Origin of the sequence: Shewanella oneidensis MR-1 (assembly GCF_000146165.2) — a bacterium.
GTDB lineage: Bacteria > Pseudomonadota > Gammaproteobacteria > Enterobacterales > Shewanellaceae > Shewanella > Shewanella oneidensis.
In genome coordinates this window covers 1,721,985-1,748,494 of record NC_004347.2, presented here as the reverse complement: position 1 = coordinate 1,748,494, position 26,510 = coordinate 1,721,985, and the positions used below count along the sequence as shown (strand labels likewise).

The window sequence follows — 26,510 nt, the reverse complement described above, 5'->3', positions numbered from 1 at the left end:
CTGTTCACATATCGGATACAAACTTGCAAATACCACTTTATAAGTAGGTGGTTCGCCCTATAGTAGAATCACTGCACACGCAGTCTTATAGAAAGAAAAGGGACGCGATGATGAAAAACTACAATAAATCTCTACTGGCACTAGCTCTCACTAGTGCCTTGTGTTTAACCGCCTGCGGGGACGGAGAAGACGGGAAAGACGGTGCCCCCGGAACACCCGGCACCCCAGGAACGCCTGGAACACCAGGTCTTCCTGCTGGTTCTTTTGCTAAAACCGCAGAATCTATAACCGATCTGAAATTCACCCTTAGCCCCGCCGACATTAAAGTCACGAGTAGTGAAGGCTTTAGTGTTAAGTTTACCTTAACCGGAAAGAGCTCAGGCAAAGACGTCCCCTTTATGGGACTCGATAAAATTGCCGTTTACTCTTTAACGGCAAATGAAAACACTTCTGGAACTGGTGCGCCAATTGAATGGCAAAACAATGCCACAGCAAACAAAGCTGGCAGCTCATTAACGTGTACACTCAACGGCCTAAACGGTACTAAGAATGCGTGTACATTAAAAGAAGATGCGGCAAATCCAGGTACCTACACAGCCACGTGGACCTATGATGGCGCTGCGCCAATCATCAATCCAAACGATAACCCTAACGCGGTTCACAGAGTATTTGTACGTGCTTACAATATCGTCAATAGCCAAGGCGTCGCCTTAGCGGATAAAGTACTGTCAGTACCCGTTGATTTTATTCCTACAACTGATGAGCTAGCCGCATCAGGTAAAGACACAGTATCGAGTGCCGCATGTAAAAACTGTCACGGTGAAGTGGATGGCCATATCGCCAAGATTGAAGCCCACCATAACTATCAAGATGTTAAAAACTGTGTAACTTGCCACAATCCTGATCTCGTTCCTAGCGATGCTCAACTTGCTGAAGGTTGGGTATTTGATTTTGCTCCCATGATCCACCGCATCCACGCGGGTGAACATAATGCAGCTTATCTCTCAGGTGAAGCGAAAGAATACTTTGGTGAAATTGGTTTCCCATCAGACTTGAAAGAATGTAAATCCTGTCATGATGGTGCACCAAGTTATAACACCAATATCTACGCTCAAGCTTGTGTGGGTTGCCATATTAATGTCAACTTCGCTACTGGTGAAAACCACTCTGAGTTTGGTCTAGCCCAAGCTGATGATACTCAGTGTAAATCTTGCCACGGCAGCGGCAGCCTAACACCTGAGGCAGTTCACAGTGTTGGCAAACGTGCTGAATATGCTGATTTATTTAAAGTGGACTTTACAAGTGCAGCAGTAGTTCCATCAGCCACCTTAGGTATGAAGACGTTAACCCTCAAGGCCAACGTAAGCATCAATGGCGCCCCCATTGCCGATGGAACAAGCCTTGCAACTTATCATGCTACAAACAATCCAACAGGAAAGTTAGTTGCTAACGGCTTATTGCTGGGTAATGTTGCTACCGATGGTACTGTTTATGCGTGGCGTGATGTTAAACCTACAGCTATCAGCTTAAACTTAGCAAGCGGTACGCTTTCTGGCGGTGTATTAACTTTCGTTAAAGATATTCCTGATGCACAAGCAATAGGAACCATCTACGTCAGTTCAGAAGCTAACGCTTGTATTAAAGCTGGCGCGGTAACAAGCTGTAATGCAACTGGACTTGAGTTTGGACCCACAAACCCAATAGGTAACAGCTCCCCTGTTAAATTCTTCAGCTTAGATGGAAGCGCAGTCAGCACTGCTCGTATGGCAGACCCAAGTCGTATTACTGTTGAAGAAGCAAAATGTAATGCCTGTCACGGCACCTTAGACTATATCAAAGGAACAAGACATGGCACTTACACCTTCACTCAGTGTATGAACTGTCATAACGATACAACAGGTGCTTCAGGTCACAAAACGGTTGTTTACAAAGGTGATGATGGAAGCAAAGTGGTTAATCCAGACGTTACCTTCAACAACAAAGACCTGTTCACTGTTGCCCACCGTTTCCACAGTGGTAACTTTGACTCTATCACAGGTATCTTCCGTAATGCTGCTGGTGAGTTAGAAGGTTATCCATCGCCAGAAACCGCATGTTCTGCTTGCCATAAAGACAGCGCTAAACTGTTCGCAACTGACGGTGGTTTAACCTCAGAAAAACGTTCGATCAAAGTGGGTAGCAACTACATTAGCCCAGTGGCTGAATCATGCCGCAGCTGTCACGCTCACTCAGATGCAGCAGCAGTAGCCCACTTTAGAAGTAACGGTGCGATTGTAGAAGCGGATGCAGTCACCGATTCTAACCTACCAGTAGAATCATGCGCGACCTGCCATGCTGAAGGTAAAACCTATGGCATAGATAAGGTACACGCAGAGGTAGCACACTAGTACTAGTACCTTTGGGTTGCACCCTGCACAACCCAAACTTGTTCTCTGCAACTTATTGGGGCCCCTTCGGGGCCCCTTTTTTATCCATGTGAATTAAGCGCGTGTTTGTCTGCACCCAATACTGTTCAATCCGTTGCCTTAATAGCTTAATAAACTCTCGAGGGTCCCGATCTAAACTGTCATGGGGAATATAAAGATGATAGCCGAGGTGAGTATTGAGCATCACGCAGCGATGGCCAAACATCGCCAATACACCTCGGTAACGATCGCCATCAATCACCAAAGGACTAAATTCAGCACCAAGATAAGTCTCTAAGGTCGCTAAGTCTTCCTGCTGTGATGCGGCGGTAACCAGTAACGGCCGTTGCTCAGTCAATAATCCCGCCGCAAGCCGTAATGAAATTTTATCGAGTATCGGATTTAACTGTTTGAGCTTAATACCAATATAGGAAAGCTCAATAGTCTCAACACCCTGAGTCACCCTTGGAATGTCAACCCGCTGAATATTATCCCAGTTTATTGACACTTTGCCGCGCCGATGAAAATAAGTCAGCCCCTGCTCATCCATAGTCAAAGTTGTGTCAGGCTCGTAAACCTTTGCAAGGCCCAATATCAACGCAATTGCACCTAAGCTGAAAAACACTAAGCCCACGGCAAATAGCTCAGGAAATAGTACAAATAAACCAAAACCCAAAACAAAAGCACTGGCTCCTACAATGGTTAAGGCTAAGCCATTACGCTTAGAGAGTGGGCGAATCGAAACGACATCTGACTCTAAGGCCATATTTTTATTCCTGTTTTATCCAAAGCCATAAACGGCCAATGTATTCATGTAGCGCACGTTGCGAGGCTAATAGGTTATCTGCAGTAAAGCGCCAGTAAAAATCGTCTCTGGCCCTAAAATCCGTCGGCGCCGCGCTCGCAATTAATCCTTTACCACTAAAAATCGCCATCGCCCGTGGCATATGGGAAGCCGAAGTCACTAAACGAACAGATTGATTGCCAAAGTGATCCTTAAAGTATTGCGCTTCTTCAAGGGTGTCACGCGCGAGGGGAAATTGAATAATGCGTGACGCATCAACGCCAAGTTCTGCCGCAGCCTTGGCCATCACTTCAGCGTGGGGATGTTTGGTTAGCTCACCGCCCCACCCACTAACGACCAAAGTGCAATCTTGACCTAACTTAAGCTGCCGCAGTCCTTCTGTTAGTCTCGCTAAAGCTACCGCCGATAAGGATTGCACCGCCGTAGCGTCTTCTATATCCGAGTGAGCCGAGCCGAGCACCATCACCACGCACTGACCAGTGATGGAGCTTGCATTGATGGGATATTGGGTCTCAAGCGGCTTGACTAAATAATCGACACTAAATTGACTACTTAATACCAGTAGAAGGGTAAAAGCGCCAGCAATCGCCCATTTTGCTAGCCTCGGTCTGCGCCAAATAATCAAGGAAAACAGCAATAACAGCAGGATAAATGGAATAGGCATGATTGCCTGAGAGACAGCTTTTTTAACCCAAAACATGCGCTAGCGCCCAATTATTCAAAGGAGCGCAATCATAACATCAAAAGAAAACAAAACGCATCGCGTTGGCGATGCGTTTTAAGAGGAAAGATTGCCTTATTTTTCCCATAACCACGCAGCGCCACGCACGCCGGAAGAGCAGCCATAAAGATTCTGCACAACTGGTGTTCGGCATTCGCGCCCTACAACATAATGGCTTAATAATGCAGGTAATCTTGGGTAAATAGCCTCAACATTCGACATGCCGCCACCTAACACAATCGCATCAGGATCAAGTAGATTAATCACATGAGCCAGTGAGCGCGCGAGCCTATCCACATAGCGTTCAAAGGCAGCTAAGGCAATCTCATCGCCCCCATCGACTAAGCTCATGATCTCTGAACCAGATTTAGCGGGCACACGTTGGACGCTTGCTGCGCGACTGAGCGCCTCATTGTAATCTCGGACAAAACCAGTACCTGAAATAAAGGTTTCGATACAATCAGGATTACCGCAAAAACAACGGGTGGTATTAAACTCCTCCTTGGTCATCCACGGCAATGGATTATGCCCCCACTCACCGCCGATACCATTACCACCAGCGTGCACTTTACCGTTAATTGCAACCCCTGCACCGCAGCCTGTGCCAATGATGACGCCAAACACGACTGACTTACCCGCTGCAGCCCCATCAACCGCCTCTGATAAGGCAAAACAGTTGGCATCATTGGCAACACGCACTTCACGGCCTAAGAGCTCCCCTAAATGCACATCGAGGGGATGACCGTTGATCCAAGTTGAATTGGCATTTTTAACCAACCCAGAATAGGGGGATATAACACCTGGAATACCTACACCCACCGAGCCCTTTTCACCTAAAGTGGATTCAGCTTCGTTGACTAAATCTACAATCGCGTTAAGTGTGCCCTGATAATCCCGAGGGGTATTGATACGCTTGCGAACAACCTCATTTCCTTCGTTATTTAAGGCGACGAGTTCTATTTTAGTACCACCTAAATCGATGCCCATGCGTATCATGAATGACCTTCTCCGCTATTGTTCTACCAAGGAGTCCGCGCAGACTCACTTGTGATTGCTCGTTATTTTGCCCAGCCAGGCGCTGTGGCAATAAAATAAGGGTTTAATATGTCAGGTTTTTGATTGTAGGTTAAGGGTAAACCTGAGTCATAACACACAACTTTTCCGCCTGCGCTTTCAAGTACCGCCTGCGCCGCCGCCGTGTCCCATTCGCTGGTAGGCCCCAATCTTGGATAGAGATCGGCCTTACCTTCTGCCAACATACAAAACTTCAGCGAGCTTCCCACGCTTAACATTTCATGTTGGCCAATATTGTTCAAATAATCAGCCACATCTGGGCTTAAGTGCGAACGACTGCCCACCACTATCGGCACCTGTCTTGGTATCTTGCAGCCCTGCAGCAGCTGTTCTTGCTGTCCATCCTGTCGCCACGCACCTAAGTGTCTCGCCCCATAATAAGTCGTGTTCAACACAGGAGCATAAACCACACCCGCGATAGCTTCGCCTTGATGAATGAGCGCTATATTGACGGTAAACTCACCATTTCGCTTAATAAATTCCTTAGTGCCGTCTAAAGGATCGATAAGCCAGTAAGTTTGCCATTGCTCACGCTCATCCCAAGCAATATCGGCGGCTTCTTCTGACATCACAGCAATGCCCGCAAATTGCTCAGCTAATTGACTGACAATCACCCTATGGGCCGCAAGATCGGCAGCGGTTACAGGACTCTCATCACTCTTTTGTGTAACAGCAATATGCTCTTGCGCGTAAATCGCCATAATGGCATCACCTGCCGCATGGGCTATATTCACTAGCCGCAACAAGTCCGCTTTAGAAAAATGCAGTGCAATCGTGGTGATATCGGTCACTTAGTCGTCCTTTATTCAATCAGCTTTGCGGCATTATGCCACCAGCAGCCATTGAGAATTAAGAACAAATTCGTCATACATCAAGCAAAATTGACTAAGGGGGCTAAACACCAAAGCTTAAGTCCTAAGCAACAGGCGTTAATTTTAAATAAGTCGAGTCTAAGCCAAGCAAGATACGCTGAAAAGAGTCATTCCCTAGGCTGCATTCGTATTCACCGCCTTGAAAATAAACCACATAGGATTGGAAGGGCAGCAAAGGCAATCCACTTGCCAGTGAGTAGCACTGAGCGGCGTCTGTTTAAGGTTTTGCACTTTGTGTTATAAGGGCGTTAAGCATGCAGTTGAGTTGTACTCGCCAATCCTGCCAAACTTCAGGACATTGTATTGCGGCAAGATTATCCTTCCCTAGCGTATCTCGTAGTTTAGCGCTATTAAGCGCGCTGTAACTCGGCCTTTGTGCCAGCACATTGCCTTTCTCAAGCGCTTTGGCGGCATAACTGAGGCTATCAGTGGCAATGATAGGCACGGCTTTCTTTAATAACTTCAGAGCCAACGCTTGCTGCTGAATTTCAGCAGCAAATTCATACCAACTGCATTGCCCCTGCCCAGCGTAATGGAATAGCCCCGACTCGCCCCTTAGCATCAGTTGCCAGATAAGCGACGCGAGGGCATCGACCCACGTAGGTGAGCCAATTTGATCGTCAATCACAAAGAGCGGCTGAGCATCGGGCGTGGCGGCCATCAACCTCAGCATGGTTTTCACAAAATTATGCCCATCGACCCCGTACAGCCATGCGGTACGAATAACAATTGCGCGCTCACCCAAGATACGCTGCACCGCTTGCTCTCCGGCGAGCTTACTCTTGCCATAAACGGATAATGGTGAAGGTGTCACAGTTTCACTTAAGGCATTTGCCTCAACTCCCGTAAGCAGACCGCTAAAAACATAATCACTGGAAATATGCACTAACCGCGCGCCCGTGAGCGCACATTCGGTTGCCAATAATTCTGGGCCGAGGCTATTGACGCGATAAGCCTCATCCACCGCCGTCTCAGCCTTGTCGACCGCATTATAGGCCGCGCAGTTAATCACCCAGTCGGGTTTCACCTGCGCAAACACCTCAGCCACACTGTATTTATCGCTGATATCTAAGGCTGCATGCGTAAGCGGATGGAGATTAAATACTAATCCACCATTGAGATGCGTTCGGATTAATGCTTTCGCCAGTTGGCTGTGCGCGCCAGTTAAGAGGACTGTTGGTCGCGCGGGAGTGACATCCTGCATTGATTTATCAAAAGCCTCAAATTGCTTCATCGCGAAAGTGCGGTATAAAATCAGCAACAGTTTGATGCCCACGCAGAGTCAAAAAGTCTAACAGCGCCATGGGCGAGCGATTAAGCAGTTTATCCTTTGGATAATCAACCGCATCGATAATGCTTAAGGCGCGATCAAATCCACCAAGGCTAAATGCCACATGGGAATCAGACCCCATAACTAAGGTTGCACCTAACGCTTTCGCCGCCTTGGCTATCGCGGTGCAGTTTGCTTCACTGCCCTTACGAGACACTTCAAAGGAGGAATTATTAATTTCAAGTGCAACCCCATATTGGGCGGCAGCGGTAACGACAGCTTCAATATCAATGGGATATGCGGGGTTTCCTGGGTGAGTAATAATATCGACCTTGCCACTTCTAATGGTATTAATCATCGCCTCGGTATGGGTTACCTTATCCGAGGGCGCAAACACAGGTTCATGGAATCCTGCCAAGACAATATCAAGCTGCGACAGATAATCGCCAAAGTAATCGATTTCACCGTCGCGATTTTTAATATTGGCTTCAATGCCACGTAAAATCCCGACGCCATCGACCATACGCGGCAATACCCGTAAATTCACGAAATGCCAAAAATGCGGTGCATCCGCCATGGCAGGGCCATGATCTGTGGTAGCAAACAGGCGGACCCCCTTTTGTTTTGCCACCGCAAGATAATCATGGATAGTGCTATAGGCATGGGAGGATGCCACGGTATGGGTATGGGTATCGACTGGGTACTGCATGGGTCACCTCTGTCTTTTAACTCGCATTTTAAAAAGAATTTTTAACCATCAATCTGTACCGCTCGGCTTGTACAAGAGTCGCCAAGTAAACGACCATCGGCGGTGATATGCAACAATGCCTTAGTGGAATAAAGATAGCAGTTCATCGGCGCTGCCTTGCCACGCGCCATTGCCCTTACCTTCAAGAATACTATCGGCTAAACCTTGTTTATGCTGCTGCATCTCTTGGATTTTTTCTTCGACCGTTCCCTCGGCAATAAGCTTGTAGACAAACACAGGGTTTTCTTGGCCAATACGGTGTGCTCTGTCAGTGGCTTGCCTTTCGGCCGCAGGATTCCACCAAGGATCGTAATGGATAACCGTATCAGCAGCGGTCAAATTAAGCCCGGTTCCACCCGCCTTTAAGCTAATTAAAAACACTGGCGTATCGCCTTCTTGGAATTTATCAATCTGCACCTGACGTAGCCGAGTTTGCCCTGTCAATTTGCTGTAGTCGATCTCTAAGGATTGCAGTAATTCTTCAATCAAAATCAGCATGCTAGTAAATTGGCTGAAGATTAAAATCTTGCGACCTTCCTGCACCATTTCCGGCAGATTTTGGCTAAGCCAGTTAAGCTTGGCGTTATTTTTAACCTTTTGCGCCTGCTCCAGTTTAACCAATCTTGGGTCGCAGCAGGCTTGGCGCAATTTAAGCAACGCATCTAAAAACTCAATATGACTCCCAGCAACCCCTTGAGTAGCAAATAATTCCCGAATTTTTTTCTCCATACTTAAGCGAATACTCTCGTACAGATTGCGTTGATCTTTCTCAAGCTCAAGGCTTTGATAAATTTCGGTTTTAGGCGGAAGTTCAGTCACTACCTCCGCCTTAGTCCGTCTGAGCACAAAGGGCGCAATGCGTTGACTCAACACTTTTACCTGCTCGCTATCGCCGTAACGCTCAATCCGATTGCGAAACTCCTTATTAAAATAAGCCGTTGTCCCAAGGAGTCCCGGCAAACAAAAATCCATCAAGGATTTGAGTTCACCTAAATGGTTTTCAAGGGGCGTCCCCGTAAGGCAGAGTTTAAATGGCGATTGCAGTGCTTTAATCATCTGACTGACTTTAGCTTGAGCATTTTTAATCTGCTGTGCTTCATCGAGCACAATGTGCTCAAAAGCTTGTGCCTGGTAATAATCGTTATCCCTCACCATTAACGGATAGGTAGTAACAACCACATCAAACTCACTTAACCGTGCCAAAAGCGGCCCTCGCTGTGCACCATGGATCACCGCCAGTGTTAACGAAGGCGCAAATTTCGCCGCCTCCTTTGCCCAGTTCCCGACCAAACTGGTGGGGCAAATAATTAAACTGGGTAGATGAGGGCCAGCCGCTGACTTAAGCTGTTTTTGCTTCAACAGGAACGCCAAAGTTTGAATGGTTTTACCCAATCCCATATCGTCGGCTAAAATACCACCTAGCTGATATTCCTTTAAAAAACATAGCCAATTTAAGCCCTGTTGCTGGTAGGGACGCAGTTCTGCCTGTAATTGGGTTGGCGCAGTAACCGCAACAACACCAGTAAATTGTTCTAATTTGGCCGCAAGTTGGCGCACCCGCTCACCATTGAGCAAGCTGATATCACTCTGGGCTAACTCATTGAGTAAATGTGCCCGATATTTAGGTAAGGCGATACTGTTGCCGCGGTGCTGTTCAAACAGCTCTAAAATAATACTCATCAAGGGTTTGATAACACTGGCTTTAATTTTAAGCCACTCACCATTTGGGCTAGGTAGCAATAGCTCTGCATCATCGGCGGGCTCACCATGTTGTTTAAGCCAAGTGGCCACCAGCGGCAACATGGGTAGGCGCTGACCATTGATATCCGCATGCAAAGACAGCGAAAACCAGCCCTCTTTACTGTCATCCAGCTCAACCGTTAACGCCGTGTCAACTACCTTAAGGCTAAACTCGGGCGCCAATAACACCTCAACACCTTGGGCTTGTAATCTTGGCACGTCTTCCTCGATAAATTGCAACCACTCCCGAATCCCATCGGGCAATGCCCCTAAACGCCAGTGGGAAGATAAACTGCCAATATCGAATATAAAGCGACTAAATCCAAGTGTTTGTAAAGTTTCAACCGCAACTTGCTCTTCATCCAGCGCACGGTTAATTTGATAGGTCGTTCCGCCTTGGGTAACAAGGGTTAAGGCTTCTTTAGCAGCATTACCACTCAAAACGACATCACCGTAGATAAATGCCAAGGTCACATAGGGCTGGCTGATAGTAATAGCTTGAGCATGCAGCGTTGTTGTCTTGAGTTGGGTCGTATTGGGCAGGATCGTATTAGGCAGAGTAGCATTGGCCTGAGTCGATGCCGCCGAAAGCATATTCAGGCTCAACCGAACCCGTAGTTTATCCCTCAGTTCGACAAAATTGATGGCACTTGGCAGCGGCACTGTACGCGCCGAAAAATGTTTAATCAGTTTATGACTCACCACCTCAACCTGAGTTCGAGGCACGGGCGGCATTTGGCTGAGTAGACGCAATTTTTCAATACTGATATCGGTGTCGATAAGACCAATTTGAAAGTAATCGAGTTCGATATAATACGCAGGCTCGGTTGGCACAAGCTCCCAGTTATCTCGCTTGGGCAAAACAAGGCGCATTTGCTTGTGTTCACTATCAATATCTTGCCAACTAAACTGCGGCGTAATGGCATCGCCCGCGGTCAATGCGAGGCGACTTTCCTCCCAAAAACAGCGTTCGGTCGCGAGCATTTTCTCGAGCGCAACCGCGCCTAACTGCGCTTTAAGATAGAGCCGCGATGCGCCATGGCGCCTCGTTGACATAATCAGGTTGATGATCAGCACATCCTCTGCACCAATCCATGCGGGCATATAATATTGCACATCCGAAAGTGCAATCTTGGAGCCCTTGTTATAACCGCCTTTCTTCCCAAGCTTGCCGCGTCTTAGCTCGATAAAAACCCCGTTATTATCCTTTGACAGGATATACAGCACCCGATCATCGTAGAGGGATTCAACATCGTTCAAACGAGGATCATCGGCATCATCGAGCAAATGTAACCATTGTACTATGCGTTGATCCTCAACCGTTTTATCGGTGAGCAAGCTATACAGCACAGCAGCCATATGCTTGCAATGTCCCGTTGCGGGACAGGAGCAAAAACCGTTCATGATGAGCTTATGATTTACGCTGACCAGACGTATATCCTGACGATAGGGCGAAGTTTCACTGCCCACTACCGAGCCTTCAATATGGCGAAAATCGGCATTGGCTTTTGCACTTAACACCCTCCCCTGCATCACATAATCACGGGCACGCATCAACGTCGGCGGTGTGAATAAGGACTCAATAGCCGTTTGAGTCAATTGAATGGGCTCTTGGGGGGAAAAGCGATTCATCAGCAAAACCTTGAAACTCAAAAATACCTCAACAGACAATAAACCATAATTGTCAAAGGCATTTATCAACGTGTAAGGGTGAATTGTATTGAAACAAGATGGGGAAAGCCAGAAAGCTAAGGCGTGTTAACGTTTCGAGATTAGATTTTGTTCGTTCTGGCAAGTTAGGACTCGCAAAACGAGGTAACAACCCCGCAGGGAATTCCTGCGGGGATGTTCAAACTAAAATAGCGCTATCTTAGGCTTGGCTGCGCTTATCGGCGATATAACGGTCAACCAATTTTTCTAAAATATCTAAGGGAACAGCGCCATTTTTCAGCACCACATCGTGAAAATCCCGCAAGTCAAACTTATCCCCAAGGGCTTGTTTGGCTTTTTCCCGCAGTTCGAGGATCTTCATCATCCCCACCTTATAGGCCGTAGCTTGGCCGGGCATCACAATATAACGCTCAATTTCAGCCGTCACATCGCGGTCTGACATTCCGGTATTTTTCTTCATATAGTCAATAGCTTGCTCCCGCGTCCAACGGCTATGGTGAATACCCGTATCAACAACGAGGCGCACTGCTCTAAACAATTCCGCCTGCAAGCGACCAATATTATCAAAGGGATCTTGCTGGAAACCGAGTTCCCAAGCTACACGTTCGCTATAGAGCGCCCAACCTTCAATATAAGCAGTAAAAGGCGCCATCTTGCGAATAAGCGGTTGTCCTTCAAGCTCCATCGCGACAGCAACCTGAAAATGATGTCCAGGGATCCCCTCATGGTAGGCTAGCGTGCGCATACCATATTTAGGCGTTGCTTTAATATCAAAGAGATTGGCATAAAAACGTCCAGGGCGGCTGCCGTCAATCGCCGGTTGCTGATAATAAGCACCAGGAGCCGTTTTCTCTTTAAATTCAGGGATACGCACCACTTCCATTCCCGCCTTTGGACGGATACGGAATGCGTTGTCGAGTCCTGCATTTATCTCGTCGAGGATTTTTTGGTAATCCACTAAAATCTACGCTCTGCCAGCAGCGGAGTCTTCATAGTAAAATTTAGGATCAGCGGCCAGTGCCTCAATCGCCACCGAGAATCCTTGGCTTGTATCGTATCCCTGCGCGGCCAAGATCGTCATGATTTCGCCTTGGATACGGCTCACCTCGGCCAATCCTTTAGCATGGATCTCATCGGCGGTGTAATTTGTCGTGGTAAAGAACTTCAGCAGCTGCTCATAAGCCACATTCCCATTAGGCAGCGCCCAATAACCATCATCTGTGCCCGCTTTGGTCTGTAACTCAGTAAAATAATCAATAAAGAGTCGATACGCTGGCTGCACGTAAGCTTCAATATTGGTTTTAGCCGTAGCAAGCAAACGCGCCTGTTCATCGCTGCTAATTTGGGTTTCTGCTAATTTGGTTTTAAAGGAGCTATAGAGAATGTTGTCTTCAACCGGCGCACTGATAAAGTCATTCATTTCGGTGAGCACCCGCTCAATCACAAACTTAGGCGGAATAATGCCCTTAGCTTCTCGAAGCTTTAATCCTTCTAAAGTTTGTCCAAATTTAGTCTTCACAGCGATTAAACGCGAGAGGTAATTTTCAGCATCATCAACCGAATGAATTTGATGTTGCGCCTGCATAAAGCTTGGGTAACCATTTTGCACACCAAACAGCTGATTCACAGGATAGTTGTGGTAGCGGTAAGGTTCAGCTGCCAGAGCGAAATCCGCCAGATACAGTGCAATATCCTTCGAAATACGCTGATTATTATCTAATTCGGCGTTTTGATAACTCAGTAATGTGTCCCGTAAGGCACGGACTTGAGTAAAGGTTTTGTCCATGGCCTCTGGGCTATTATCATCGAGCAAGGCGTTATGCCCCGTGATCCCAACCGATTCTAAAAATCCTAAGGACGTTAAGGTCTCTGGACTTTCAAAGGCCATTTTTACAAGGCTTCTATCTAAAAATGCGCGGAAGAAAAAAGGCTTTTTCGCAAACCATTCATGGGCGGCTAACGCCATCAACAATAGCACTAGGGCTAAAGTGCCAAGCCCAATTCGTTTTAATACCGTTTTCAATCTTTATGCTCCACTGATCATTATTCTCAAATGGGAGAACATCCCGAATGGAAACAATATCATCAACACATTTGCGCAACAATTTAACAACGTAAAAAAAAGTAACAAATGATTAAGCCCCCAGCCTAATCAATACATCGCTATTTATTCTCCAATTGAGATCTGCCGGAAAAATTATTTTTACCTCGCCATTATGTGTGCAAAAAGCCCTATCCTTATGAATAATTAAGATAAAAAATATTCATTTTTCTATAATTTTTTTGGCACAGCCAATTGAAAATACCCTTATTCAAAATAAAGCTATACAAAAAGTGGAAGTATGCTATTCTGCGTCCTGGCCTGTGAGTCAGACCTATTTATAAGCAATATTATGTTTTTGAAAACCTTCGCTGCACCCGGTAATTTTTTACTGTCATGAAGCTTTCCACTCATAACTTATCATCAATGTAAATAATTCTATTTCTGGCTAAGTTTCCGCATTATTGCGAATTATTTTTTTGAAAAATTTGGAGACATTCATGTCTAAAACTACTGGCGTAGTAAAATGGTTTAACGAAGACAAAGGTTTTGGTTTTATTTCCCCTGATAACGGTGGCGCTGACGCATTCGTTCACTTCCGCGCAATCGTATCTGATGGCTTTAAAACCCTTGCTGAAGGTCAAAAGGTTTCTTACGAAGTCGAACAAGGCCAAAAAGGTCCTCAAGCTGCGAACGTAGTTGTTCTGTAATTAAACTCCCGCAAGGGATTTAATTGACGACAAGTTCACAGACAAAAATGCCGACTCAGTGTCGGCATTTTTATTTATGTGGTTTATTTAATTGCTTTATATTTTCGTAACACCAACTAGCCCTGCAGTAATTTCGCTTCCGCTTTTTCTAATCTTCTTGGCTTACCGACGATCAACAGAATATCCCCCGCTCGAAAAACCCAATCTGATGCAGGATGTTCAATTTCCTGACCGCTGCGTCGTATCGCCCTCAGTTCTACCCGCAGTAACTCCCAATCGATATCGGCGACTTGCTTACCAACAGCGTCTGCGCCCCGGTGTAACAGCACGGCATGCAAGGACTCTAAGGTGAAATCCGTCTCGGTGCCCGAAAAAAAACCATGTAAAAACTGATAATGATTGCGCCGCTCTGACTCCAAACGTTTAAGGATCCGCGCCAATGGTACACCACACTGATGCAGCACCTGCGAAACTAACATCAAACTTCCCTCTAAGGTTTCAGGAATGACTTGGTTAGCACCCGCCTTTTGCAATAGATCTAGCTCGCTGTCATCGCGGGTTCGGACCAAAATGTTAGCTTCGGGCGCTAATTGCCGACACAGAGGTAAGGCTTCTTCGACACTACGGGATTCACAAAAGGTGATGACAATCATTTTTGCATGCTTAATGCCAATTTGTTTTAGAATGGCACGCTTACACACATCGCCAAAGTAAATCGGCTCCCCCGCACGGCGCGCCTCATAAACCCTTGTGGGATCAAGATCGAGCACCAAATAAGGCACGGCTTCAGTCTTTAAAAAACGTGCAATGGTTTGCCCTACGCGTCCATATCCTAAAATCACAACCAAATCATGGTCGTCGGTTATCACGGGAACGACATCGTCCACATGTCCAGACTGGCGTATCCCCAATAGCCACTTTGCAATATCCATACAGTGGCGGACCAACCAAGGGGCGATACTCATTGATAAGACCGCCACCATCACCAGCATAGTACTGGTCTCATTACTCAATAGCCCATAACTTACGGCAAGGGCGAGCACTACAAAACTAAACTCCCCCACCTGCGCCAAGCTTAAGGCTGTGCTAATCGCAATCCGAAAGGGCTCGCCCACCAAGCGTAATAATCCGTGGATGATAAGTGCCTTGCCGAACACAACAGCGAGCAGGATTAATAAAATTTGCCACCAAAACTGAATCACAAGCGCAAAATTTAGCATCATACCGATAGAGATAAAAAACAACCCCATTAACAAATCACGAAAGGGACGGATATCCGCCTCTAGCTGGCGACGATATTGACTCTCACCGAGTAACATCCCCGCCATAAATGCGCCCAAGGCCATCGATAATCCTAACCACTGGGTAAATGCCCCCGTCACCAAGGCAACGACTAGCGTCGAAAGTACAAAGAGTTCATTCGAGCGCGACCTTGCGACTTCATCAAAAAGCCTTGGTAAAGCCCACTTGCCCAAAGCCATCAAGAAAAAGAAGGCAAGAATGCCCTTCAGCAAGGCCCACGCAATGGACGCCAAAACCAAGGGCTCATCACTCTGCCCAAGTAATGGCAGCAAAATCAGCAGCGGGACAACGGCTAAATCTTGGAATAACAGCACACTAACTGAAAGTTCGCCATGGCGACGTCTGAGCCAACCTAATTCATTGAGTAACTTAAGAACAATCGCGGTGGATGAGAGTGCTATTGCCGCACCGATCACAAGGGATTCACGCCAATTCAACCCACAGGCTAACGCCACCAGCATAGTCAACACAGTGGTAACGAAGACCTGTGCGCTACCTAAACCAAATACGGTTCTGCGCATCGCCCATAGGCGCGGCACCGAAAACTCTAGTCCTAAGGTGAACATCAACAGCACCACCCCAAGCTCGGCGACAGACTGCATTTGCTGCTGAGTGAACCAATGAAAGCCACTCGGCCCACTGAGTACACCGGTTAACAAATACGCCAAAATAGCAGGCAAACCGATACGCCGAAGTAGGGCAATCGCGATGATGGCAATGACTAACATCAACAGAATTTGGATCAAGAAACCATGTTCCATAGACGCACTAGCTCCTGTCAAATTACTGGCATGTTAAAAAATAAACTGCAGAGCTTTAAGCTTAACCGAGTGACATATAAAGACAAATTTAATTAGTAAATATTCCGGCACACATATTGCTTAACCAAGGTAACAGTTTTTATCGCCATTTTATTTGCTGGGGTAATCATCATGGACTTTGGCTTAGCGACCACGTTATATCCCGATGAATATAACTATCAAACCGACGCATACAGCCCGACATCCTCGCCAGTGGATCTCGTGCAAGTGATCCAGCAACTCCATGCCAGTTTAGATCCGCGGACAGTCTTTGCCTGCTACGGCAAAGTGCTGGGACAACATCTGCCTATTCAAGGTGTTCGTCTGCAATCAGAGCAACATAAATTAAGCTGGGGCAAACGTTATGGCATTAGCCTTAAACGGCAGATCATTTGTGGCGGTACGCCGCTCACATTGCAGTATCAACTGTTAACGCCGCTGACGCCATCACAGAGTATCTGCTTGCAAGAAATCGAGCCGCTATTGTTACAGCCATTACTGAATGCCATGCAGTACCAAGAAATGTCCATGCAAGCGATGTTTGATGCGTTAACAGGGCTAGGCAATCGCCACTATTACTCACAAAGTCTTAAAAATGCGGTGGCTAGGGCACAAAGAAAACAGGGCAGCGTGTCGCTTATCGTGTTGGATTTAGATAATTTTAAAAAGCTAAATGATAAATATGGTCACAAATGTGGGGATTATATTCTGAAGGAGTTTGGTGACATTATCCGCAGCAGCATCCGCAGTACCGATCAGGCTTTTCGGATTGGTGGGGATGAATTTGTGGTGATAGTCCAAGGGAATATTCATGCAGCAGGATTACTGTGCGAACGTATCGTATCCGCCACTAACACCCATGCCAGTTTTCATCAGTTTGGTGTGAGCTGCAGCTTAGGTGCTGCAGAAGCGAGTGAAACAATGGAAGCCGAGCAACTTTATGAACAGGCGGATAAAACCTTGTATCAAGCCAAAGCGTCTGGCCGCAATTGCTACAAGCTAAGCCCAACTCAACTGTCTTAATCGTGCATGGATGCTGCTCTTTATCGGCGATAATCTATCTAATGGCATTAAACAGCTATAGCGACTAATCCATTGCCAGCTAAGGATTAGCAATTAAATAACTTAATCCTATTTCATCCCCTTGGGCGCAAAATGCCTTTTCAACCCACAGCCCAAATGCCATAACGAGCTTATCGTTGTAGAACAAGAATCCCACTTCAGCACGTAACCAAGGCGGCACGGCACATTCCTGCCATAACTTTTTCAGCTCGCGTCCCTTATCACGAAAATGTGGCTGACACCTAAACTGCCCCGGCAATCCATAACCTAGACTCACCACTTCATCCGCTTTGGGTAAACGCAGCCGAGGACCTGTTGTAACCAACGCAAATGGCACAATCTTGTCTTCAACCATTGCTGATGCTTGAGTCAATAAGGTCAGAATCTCTTGATGTAGGTCGCGCGCTGTAATGTGGAGCGCGGTAGATAGGGTTTCTCCACTATCCAGATAAAGCATCCCTGCAAAGCGGCGCAGCACACAGTCATTAATGCGGATATGGACCTTAGCATCCTCTTTAGCGTGGATTAATTGCTGCAACATTTGCTGCAACTGCACGTAGGATGGCAGTGAAAATTCTTGGGACTCAATAAAGCCCCGCAGCAGTATCCCTTGCCATTCAATCGGTTGTGCAGCCAACTCACTCAGCTTGAGTACAGTTTGCTCGGTAACAGGCGCCTTGACTAACAGCTTAGGTAAACGCTCACTGACCTCAGTTTCTACTATGGCTTGCTGCTCGGCACAAAGCTGGGCACTGCGGCTGGCGGTGGTGGCGATACTTGGCCAGCGCGCTTTTAGGCGTGGAATAATTTCAAGGCGAAGAAAGTTACGATCGTACTTATCATCTTGATTACTCTCATCTTCGATATGAACTAGCTGTCGCGTTTGAGCGAAAGTTTCAATCATCTCGCGGCTAATATCGAGCAAAGGACGCACTTGTAGGCAAGATCCTTTGTCTGCTAATGAGAGCGGCTGAATTTGCCCCATGGCTGCTAGCCCTTTAGGACCTTGGCCGCGTTTTAGGGCAAGCAGAATGGTCTCAAGTTGATCATCCTCGTGGTGGGCGGTCAGTAAGATATCCTGCGGATTAAGATGCGGTAAAATCGCCTGATAACGCGCTTTTCGCGCCTCGGCCTCGACACTCACCCTAGGGCCAAGGATAAGCTGCACCCGTTCCACCGTCACAGGTAAACCATAAATGGCGGCGCGAGCTTGACAATGCTTGGCCCAATTATCGGCATTGGGGCTCAAGCCATGGTGTACATAAATCAATTGATAGCGTAAATCAGGACGCTGTTTAGCATATTCACTTAAGCCGTAGGCGAGCACTTCGGAATCGACTCCGCCACTGTAAGCGAGGACTAACTTGCTCCCCGCTTGAAGAGGCAAGCTGTCTAACCATCGCGCTATATGAACACTTAAATCCTGCGCAGTCATCCTCTTCCCCACCGAAAACCCTAAGCTTAACTCGGCTTAAGGCTGATACTCACTATGGAAATACAATCCGCACTTTATGGGGGCCAAGTAAACTTTCCAAGGCAAAGACCAACTCATCACTTGGGTTAACTCGCCAGGCTTCAGCCAATCTAAACTGCCCCTTGGCCTGAGCTTGACTGTAGTTAATCAGTACTGGCACAGCGCCATTACGCCATGGACTTATCGCCTGCTCGATGCTATCGAGCATACTCGGAGTCAACTGCGATGCCTCTAAATCAATCTCCAATGCACTGGCAAAATGGCTACGCGCCTCACTAATATCAATAATATTGCGCGCCGTCATCCGGTTGCCACCGGCAAAATCATCGAAACTCACCTCACCTTCGCAGATAAGGATCCGGTCCTTTTCAAGCAGGTGATTAAACTTCTCAAAGGCTTCGGTAAATAGCATCACCTCGAGCCGAGCGCTCTTGTCATCTAAGGTCAACAAGCCCATTTTCGAGCCGCGTTTGGTGAGCATCACGCGGGTCGCCACCACTAACCCCGCCGCCTTCACGGTTTTACCGCGATCAGTGGGATGCACATCCTTGAGCCGCCCAGAAGTATAATGCTTAAGCTCTTTAAGGTATTGATTTATGGGATGGCCCGTTAAATACAACCCTAAGGTTTCGCGCTCACCTTCGAGCCAAATTTTATCCGGCCACGGAGTACATTCAACAAACTGCTGCTTGCTGTCCTCGGGATCGCTATTAAGCAGACCAAACATATCATGCTGGCCAATCGCCTCGGCCTTAGCGTGCTGATCGGCAGCGCTTATCGCCTCAGGCAAGGTTGCCATCATCGAGGCGCGGTGTGGTCCAAGCGCATCTAAGGCGCCGGCGCAAATAAGCTTTTCAATCACCCGCTTGTTAAGCTTTTTAAGATCAATACGGGCACAAAAGTCGAATAAATCTGTAAAGGGACCGTCCTTACGCGCCTCTAAAATCGACTCAACTGGCCCCTCACCCACGCCCTTGATGGCGCCGATGCCGTAGACAATCCGCAGATCATCATCAACGGTAAACTTAAATAATCCCTTATTCACATCCGGCGGAATGATGGTGAGCCCCATCCGCTCACACTCATCCACTAAGGTCACAATTTTATCGGTGTTATCCATATCGGCAGACATCACCGCTGCCATAAATTGCGGTGGAAAATGGGTCTTCAGCCACAGGGTTTGATAGGAAACTAACGCATAAGCCGCGGAGTGAGATTTGTTAAAACCGTAACCGGCGAACTTTTCCACGAGGTCGAAGATTTTCATCGACAGCTCACCATCGACACCGTTTTTAATCGCGCCCTCTTTAAAAATACTCCGCTGCTTGGCCATCTCCTCAGGTTTTTTCTTACCCATAGCACGGCGCAGCATGTCGGCGCCGCCTAAGGTATAACCCGACAATACCTGTGCAATCTGCATCACCTGCTCTTGGTACAAAATAATGCCGTAGGTGGGCGAGAGTAGTTCCTTTAAGGATTCATGCTGGTATTGGGAATCGGGGTAAGACACCTCTTCACGGCCATGCTTACGCTCGATAAAGTTATCCACCATGCCCGATTGCAGAGGCCCTGGGCGGAAAAGTGCCACCAGAGCGATCATATCTTCGAAGCAGTCGGGCTGCAGGCGTTTAATCAAGTCCTTCATACCGCGGGATTCGAGCTGGAATACCGCGGTGGTTTCATAACGTTGCAGTAATCGGAACGAAGCAGGATCGTCTAGCGGAATGGCTTCAATGCGTATTGGTGAACGGCCATTTTTGACCTCCACCTTGTTGATCATTTCCAGCGCCCAATCGACGATGGTGAGCGTTCTAAGCCCAAGGAAGTCGAACTTCACTAACCCTGCGGTTTCAACATCGTTTTTATCAAACTGAGTGACGGGGTTTTTACCTTCGGCGTCGCAGTATAGCGGCGAAAAGTCGGTGATCTTGGTGGGCGCGATGACCACGCCCCCCGCGTGTTTACCCGCGTTTCGGGTGACGCCCTCAAGTTTACGACACATGTCGATAAGATCTTTGACATCCTCATCGGCATCGTAAGATTCCTGCAGTGCTGGCTCCACTTCAAAAGCTTTGGCCAGTGTCATCCCAGGCTCTGGTGGGATAAGCTTTGAAATACGATCCACAAAGCCGTAGGGATGACCGAGCACCCGGCCCACGTCACGGATAACCGCTTTTGCCGCCATAGTACCGAAGGTGATAATTTGCGATACCGCTTCACGGCCGTAGAGTTCGGCCACGTGATCAATCACCTCGTCGCGTCTATCCATACAGAAGTCGACGTCGAAGTCGGGCATCGACACCCGCTCTGGGTTCAAGAAACGTTCGAACAGCAGGTCGAATTCGAGTGGGTCTAAGTCGGTAATCTTAAGAGCGTAGGCCACAAGTGATCCGGCGCCCGAACCACGGCCCGGGCCGACAGGAATACCATTATCCTTGCCCCACTGGATAAACTCCATCACGATCAAGAAGTAACCAGGAAAGCCCATCTGGTTAATCACCTTGAGCTCCACATCGAGACGCTCATCGTACTCACCGCGGCGCTCGGCGCGCACTTGTGGATCGGGGAATAAAAATGCTAAACGTTCTTCAAGCCCTTTTTTCGAGCAATCAACCAGAAAATCTTCAATTGACATGTCGCCGGTAGGAAAATTGGGTAAAAAGTATTCGTTTAAACGGATGGTGACGTTACAGCGTTTAGCAATTTCAACCGTATTGGCAAGGGCTGCGGGAATATCGGCAAACAGTTCGCACATTTCATCTTCACTGCGAAGGTACTGCTGCTCACTGTACTTTTTAGGACGGCGCGGATCGGCAAGCGTAAAACCATCATGAATCGCGACCCGGATTTCATGTGCCTCAAAGTCCTCAGGCTTTAAAAACACCACCTGATTGGTGGCTACCACCGGAATGCCCTTTTCCTGCGCTACTCCCACCGCCATATGCAGGTAACGTTCCTCATCGGGGCGCCCTGTACGCAATAATTCGAGGAAATAACGCCCCTCAAAATGCTGCTGATAAAACTCGCATAACGACTCGACTTGGGTATTGTTGCCTTTTAGCAGCGCTTTACCTATGTCCCCTTCTTTGCCGCCAGACAGTAGCAAAATGCCAGGGTTGTAAGTGATCAACCACTCTTGGTCAATCACTACACGCCCTTGAACTTGACCACGTAAATAGGCTTGGCTGATGATTTGAGTGAGATTTTGATAGCCTTCATTATCCATTGCGATAATGGTGACAGCACAAAATTCATCCTCAAAGCCTGGCACTTGCATCCAAAAGTCCGCGCCAATAATCGGCTTGATCCCCGCACCGTGGCAACCGCCGTAAAACTTGACTAAACCACAGAGGTTGTTTTGATCCGTCAAAGCCACCGCCGCCATTCCTTTCGCTTCAACTTGAGCGAGGATCGGCTTGACCTTAGCCACACCATCAGACATGGAAAAGTCACTGTGGACACGCAGATGCACAAAACGAGGATCGGACATAGTTAGAATTATCTTTGAATAGCAGGTTAACAATCACTAAAAAGCAGACTAACAAAGTCACCGCCCTTGGGCTAGTGACTTTGCTCTCAAGCTGAAATGAAAACACGCAATTGGTGTTAACGCTCCAGTAATGCCTTGACGGGTTTGAAACTTTTACGGTACTGGTCGAACACGCCATGCTCGGCGATGGCCTCAAAATGCGCCTTTGTGGGATAGCCTTTATGCTTGGCAAAACCATATTGAGGATAGGCGGCATCAAGGGCATCCATCTCCCGATCGCGTGTCACTTTGGCAATAATCGATGCCGCACTAATGCTGGCAATCAAGCCATCACCTTTGATTATGCTATGGCTCGCCAAAGACAGCCCTTGGTGAGTAAACGCCGGACTGCGATTGCCATCGACCAAGACTAACGCTGGAGTGAGCTTAAGCCCTGACACTGCTCGCTGCATGGCAAGCATGGTAGCATGCAGAATATTGAGCTCATCAATTTCCGCAGGACTGGCCCGCCCCACATGAAAACTTAAGGCTTTTTCACAAATCTCATCAAACAAGGCCTCACGGCGCTTTTCGGTCAGTTTTTTGGAATCATTTAAGCCCAAAATAGGTCGATTAGGGTCGAGGATCACCGCTGCTGTAACCACATCGCCAACGAGGGGGCCGCGGCCGACTTCATCCACCCCGGCTACCAAACTGGTTGAGAACATGGCGATATCGGCGTCAGTCAGCGTCTTAAATACCGCCATTAATTCACTTCCTTAAAATCGACGAGTGCTAACACCGCCTCTGCAGCTTTTTGGCTGGCATCACAACGCAGCACTTGATGTAAACGCTCAAATTCGGCCTTAATCGGCGCAAAGTCTCGATTAAGTTCAACACCAACCGCGGCAGCAATCTTCTCGGGCGTGCAATCGTGTTGAATAAGTTCCGGCACCACATCGCATCCTGCTAATAGATTCGGCAAGGAAAAACGATTCACCTGCATCATACGCTTGGCAATACTATAGGTCAGTGGACTGACGCGATACGCCACCACCATCGGGCGTTTGATCAACATCGCTTCTAAGGTCGCCGTACCCGATGCAAGTAAAATACCATCGGCGGCGGCCATCACTTCGCGTGACTTACCTTCCACCATATGGATTTCCAGATCTGGTGCGTGATCTTTTAAGGCTTGTTCAAACTGCTCACGGCGCTTTTGATTCACTAAGGGCGTCACAAAGCGAATATCAGGAAATTGCTGTTTGATAAGCAATGCCGCCTTAACAAACGGCTCGGCTAGTTGCTTTAACTCGCCGCCGCGCGAACCAGGTAAAATGGCTAAATATTCCGCCTCTTGATCCAACTCAAGCACTTGACGCGCGCAGGCCTTATCGCTTTCGAGCGGAATGTCATCGGCCAAGGTATGGCCTACAAAGGTACAAGGCACTTGATGCTTGTCATAAAAGGCTTTCTCGAAGGGCAATAACGACAACACCATATTGGTAGCCTTAGCAATCTTAAAGATCCGCTTAGGCCGCCACGCCCATACCGAAGGGCTAACATAATGTACCGTTTTTATACCCTGGGCTTTTAGCTTGAGCTCTAATCCGATATTGAAATCCGGTGCATCAATCCCGATAAAACAATCGGGCTTGAGTTCGGTGATGGATTTAATCAAGGAGGCGCGCACATGAAGTAATCGCGGCAAGCGCGATAGCACTTCAACAATCCCCATCACGGCTAACTCTTCCATCGCAAACAGGGATTCGAAGCCTAAGGCTTCCATTCGAGGTCCACCAATACCGACAAAACGGGCATTGGGGTGTGTTTTTTGCAGCGCGGCCATTAACCCCGCACCTAAAATATCGCCGGAGAGTTCTCCGGCGACCATTGCAAACACTAATTGAGATTTTTTGCTCATAAACCAATCATATCTGACAAGTTAATGGCACCGCAGCGAATCTCTGCCATGGCATTTTCTAAAGCAGAATATCACGAGCAGCGCCTATGAATGGCATAGTGTAGAGTCGTAACTCTTAACCCATAATGCCTCTAACGAATAATGCCGCGACCCGAAGATTTGACAAACTCAACGAGCAACTTAACTTGTGCATCATTTTGTGCATCTTCGGCAAGTGCCTCAACCGCTTCTTCAACGGTCAGGCTGCTGCGATATAAGGTTTTATAGGCGCGGCGCACAGCTAATTGACTTTCCTTAGAAAAACCACGGCGCTTCATGCCTTCGCTATTTAAGCCACGAGGAATCGCGGGCTGACCCGCAGCCATCACAAAGGGTGGCACATCCTGTAGCAATAACGAGCAACCGGCAGTAAAAGCATGGGCACCAATATGCACAAATTGGTGCACGCCAGTCATGCCGCCAAGAATCGCCCAGTCACCGACATGCACATGGCCTGCAATAGACGCATTGTTAGCCATAATCACGTTATTACCCACCACACAGTCGTGGGCAATATGCACATAGTTCATAAACAGGTTGTTGGAACCTATACGGGTTTCGCTATTGTCTTGAACTGTTCCACGGTGAATGGTGACATGCTCACGGATAACGTTGTTATCGCCAATGATAAGGCGTGTAGGCTCACCTGCGTATTTTTTGTCTTGGCATTCTTCACCCACTGAGGCGAATTGGAAAATACGGTTGCCTTTACCTATCACTGTTGGCCCCTTCACCACCACGTGAGAGCTTAACCAACAATCGTCGCCAATTTCGACACCCGCGCCCACATAACTCCATGGACCTATGGTGACGTTTTTACCAATTTTTGCATCGGGATGCACAAACGCTAATGTATCTATCACTGATTAATCTCTCTGCGGGCACACATGATTTCAGCGGAACAAACCACTTCACCATCCACTTTGGCCTCACCATAGAAAACGCCAATCCCGCGGCGCTCTTTAATCATTTTAACTTCAAAATGGATTTGATCACCAGGCTCAACCACACGTCTAAAACGCGCGTTATCAATACCCGCAAAATAATACAACACACCAGGAGGTGGCACATCGTCGCTCATGGTCTTAAAAGCAAGTAGACCAGTGGCCTGTGCCATGGCTTCTAAAATCAGCACGCCAGGCATCACAGGCTGGATCGGGAAATGCCCCTGAAAGAAGGGCTCATTAATCGTCACGTTTTTAATCGCATGGAGACTCTCACCTGGGGTGAAATCTAAAACGCGATCGATTAATAGGAATGGATATCTATGGGGAAGATACTTAAGGATCTCCGTAATATCCATAGTGTTCATTTGATTAGACACGAACCTAGTTCCTCAAAATTGCCTAAGGCAATTACTCTGGTGTATTTAAATTCTTTTCGATCGCCTTCACGCGCTGGAACAGCTCGTCCAATTGACGGAACCGAACTGTGTTTTTACGCCACAAGTTATTATCCATCGCCACTGTCGCAGATGAATATAACCCCGGCTCACGCATATTGCCGGTAACATTGGTCGCGCCAGAAAGATGCACACCATCGGCAATCGTTAAATGGCCTGCAATCGCGCAGTTGCCGCCAATAATACAATGCTTACCAATCGTCACGCTGCCCGCTATCGTGGTACTGCCAGCGATGGCGGTATTTTCCCCAATGATATCGTTATGGGCGACCTGCACTTGGTTGTCAATGATCACGCCATTGTGGATCTCGGTATGACCCAATGCACCGCGATCAATGGTTGAATTGGCACCAATTTCGACTCTATCACCAATACGCACCCCGCCGGTTTGGGGGATCTTAATCCATTGTCCACGCTCATTGGCATAACCAAAACCATCGGAGCCAATAATGGCGCCAGAATGAATAATACAATCTTGGCCTAAGTGAACATTATGATACAGGGTGACATTGGCCCATAGACGGGTGTTAGAACCTATGATGGAGTCTTGTCCAATCACAGTGCCCGCGCCAATTTGCACATTTTCACCGAGAATAACATTAGCACCAATCACCGCATTAGCACCAATCGCAACCCCGTCTCCCAGTTGGGCAGAAGGGTCGATTTGCGCCGACGGATGGATACCCATAGCCGCCTTAGGTGTGGTATCTAAAAGCTGTGCCACACGGGCAAACCCCACATAGGGGTCTTTAACAACTAACGCAGTACCTTGATAATCCTGCGCATCTTTAGCCGACAATAACACCGCGCTCGCTTGAGTTGATTCAAGCTGAGCACGGTATTTGCTGTTGGCTAAAAAAGAGATTTGTCCCGATGTGGCATGTTCAAGCGTTGCAACGCTGTTGATCACTAAGGTTTCATCGCCCTGAACAACGCCATCTAATAACAGGCTTAACTCTTTTAAAGTCACACTTTTCATTA

At 47.6% G+C, this 26,510-nt stretch carries 18 protein-coding genes and 1 pseudogene; 3 read left to right on the top strand and 16 right to left on the bottom strand.

Annotated elements, in window-relative coordinates:
- Positions 1–107 precede the first annotated feature (107 nt).
- Positions 108–2,387, top strand: coding sequence for an OmcA/MtrC family decaheme c-type cytochrome (locus SO_RS07660; protein ID WP_011071811.1), 2,280 nt, complete (start codon positions 108–110; stop codon positions 2,385–2,387).
- Between the two features lie 52 nt (positions 2,388–2,439).
- Here SO_RS07660 and SO_RS07655 read toward each other — a convergent pair whose 3' ends face one another.
- The 8 genes and pseudogenes from SO_RS07655 to SO_RS07620 form a co-directional block, all read right to left on the bottom strand.
- A complete protein-coding gene (locus SO_RS07655; protein WP_011071810.1) occupies positions 2,440–3,171 on the bottom strand; it encodes a DUF2982 domain-containing protein in 732 nt (243 codons plus the stop codon).
- A gap of 4 nt (positions 3,172–3,175) precedes the next feature.
- Positions 3,176–3,910: a YdcF family protein gene (locus SO_RS07650; RefSeq protein ID WP_011071809.1), complete on the bottom strand. Its 735-nt coding sequence runs from the start codon at positions 3,908–3,910 to the stop codon at positions 3,176–3,178.
- 96 nt (positions 3,911–4,006) lie between these two features.
- Positions 4,007–4,927 carry a fructokinase gene (mak, locus tag SO_RS07645; protein WP_011071808.1) on the bottom strand — a complete coding sequence of 307 codons (921 nt, stop codon included), beginning with the start codon at positions 4,925–4,927 and terminating at the stop codon, positions 4,007–4,009.
- Between the two features lie 62 nt (positions 4,928–4,989).
- A complete protein-coding gene (cysQ, locus tag SO_RS07640) occupies positions 4,990–5,796 on the bottom strand; it encodes a 3'(2'),5'-bisphosphate nucleotidase CysQ (protein ID WP_011071807.1) in 807 nt (268 codons plus the stop codon).
- 298 nt (positions 5,797–6,094) lie between these two features.
- On the bottom strand, positions 6,095–7,081 hold the full coding sequence (gene rfbD, locus SO_RS07635) for a dTDP-4-dehydrorhamnose reductase (RefSeq protein ID WP_011071806.1): 987 nt from the start codon (positions 7,079–7,081) through the stop codon (positions 6,095–6,097).
- Between the two features lie 16 nt (positions 7,082–7,097).
- Positions 7,098–7,856 (bottom strand): phosphatase, encoded by a 759-nt coding sequence (locus tag SO_RS07630; protein WP_011071805.1) that lies wholly within the window; start codon positions 7,854–7,856, stop codon positions 7,098–7,100.
- Positions 7,857–7,976: 120 nt separating this feature from the next.
- Complete coding sequence (locus SO_RS07625) at positions 7,977–11,267, bottom strand: DEAD/DEAH box helicase (protein ID WP_011071804.1); 3,291 nt, start codon at positions 11,265–11,267, stop codon at positions 7,977–7,979.
- Positions 11,268–11,505: 238 nt separating this feature from the next.
- Positions 11,506–13,329: pseudogene (locus tag SO_RS07620) on the bottom strand (DUF885 domain-containing protein).
- Positions 13,330–13,847: 518 nt separating this feature from the next.
- On the opposite strand from SO_RS07620, the gene cspE reads away from it, so the two are divergent.
- Positions 13,848–14,057 (top strand): transcription antiterminator/RNA stability regulator CspE, encoded by a 210-nt coding sequence (cspE, locus tag SO_RS07615; RefSeq protein WP_011071803.1) that lies wholly within the window; start codon positions 13,848–13,850, stop codon positions 14,055–14,057.
- Positions 14,058–14,173: 116 nt separating this feature from the next.
- Here cspE and SO_RS07610 read toward each other — a convergent pair whose 3' ends face one another.
- Positions 14,174–16,120: a monovalent cation:proton antiporter family protein gene (locus SO_RS07610; RefSeq protein ID WP_011071802.1), complete on the bottom strand. Its 1,947-nt coding sequence runs from the start codon at positions 16,118–16,120 to the stop codon at positions 14,174–14,176.
- Between the two features lie 171 nt (positions 16,121–16,291).
- Here SO_RS07610 and dgcS point away from each other — a divergent pair, with 171 nt between their 5' ends.
- Positions 16,292–17,182, top strand: coding sequence for a diguanylate cyclase DgcS (dgcS, locus tag SO_RS07605; protein WP_011071801.1), 891 nt, complete (start codon positions 16,292–16,294; stop codon positions 17,180–17,182).
- 79 nt (positions 17,183–17,261) lie between these two features.
- On the opposite strand, the gene tilS is transcribed toward dgcS, so the two are convergent.
- From tilS to lpxD, 7 genes are all read right to left on the bottom strand, one after another.
- On the bottom strand, positions 17,262–18,656 hold the full coding sequence (gene tilS, locus SO_RS07600; protein ID WP_011071800.1) for a tRNA lysidine(34) synthetase TilS: 1,395 nt from the start codon (positions 18,654–18,656) through the stop codon (positions 17,262–17,264).
- Positions 18,657–18,708: 52 nt separating this feature from the next.
- Complete coding sequence (gene dnaE / locus SO_RS07595; protein ID WP_011071799.1) at positions 18,709–22,185, bottom strand: DNA polymerase III subunit alpha; 3,477 nt, start codon at positions 22,183–22,185, stop codon at positions 18,709–18,711.
- Positions 22,186–22,301: 116 nt separating this feature from the next.
- Positions 22,302–22,931, bottom strand: coding sequence for a ribonuclease HII (gene rnhB, locus SO_RS07590; protein ID WP_011071798.1), 630 nt, complete (start codon positions 22,929–22,931; stop codon positions 22,302–22,304).
- Positions 22,931–24,088 carry a lipid-A-disaccharide synthase gene (lpxB, locus tag SO_RS07585; protein WP_011071797.1) on the bottom strand — a complete coding sequence of 386 codons (1,158 nt, stop codon included), beginning with the start codon at positions 24,086–24,088 and terminating at the stop codon, positions 22,931–22,933. The genes rnhB and lpxB overlap by 1 nt, the downstream gene beginning before the upstream one ends.
- Before the next feature lie 131 nt (positions 24,089–24,219).
- Positions 24,220–24,990, bottom strand: a complete 771-nt coding sequence (gene lpxA, locus SO_RS07580) for an acyl-ACP--UDP-N-acetylglucosamine O-acyltransferase (protein ID WP_011071796.1) — start codon at positions 24,988–24,990, stop codon at positions 24,220–24,222.
- Positions 24,987–25,451 carry a 3-hydroxyacyl-ACP dehydratase FabZ gene (fabZ, locus tag SO_RS07575; protein ID WP_011071795.1) on the bottom strand — a complete coding sequence of 155 codons (465 nt, stop codon included), beginning with the start codon at positions 25,449–25,451 and terminating at the stop codon, positions 24,987–24,989. The genes lpxA and fabZ overlap by 4 nt, the downstream gene beginning before the upstream one ends.
- Positions 25,452–25,482: 31 nt before the next feature.
- Positions 25,483–26,508, bottom strand: a complete 1,026-nt coding sequence (gene lpxD, locus SO_RS07570; protein ID WP_011071794.1) for a UDP-3-O-(3-hydroxymyristoyl)glucosamine N-acyltransferase — start codon at positions 26,506–26,508, stop codon at positions 25,483–25,485.
- Between the last annotated feature and the right edge of the window lie 2 nt (positions 26,509–26,510).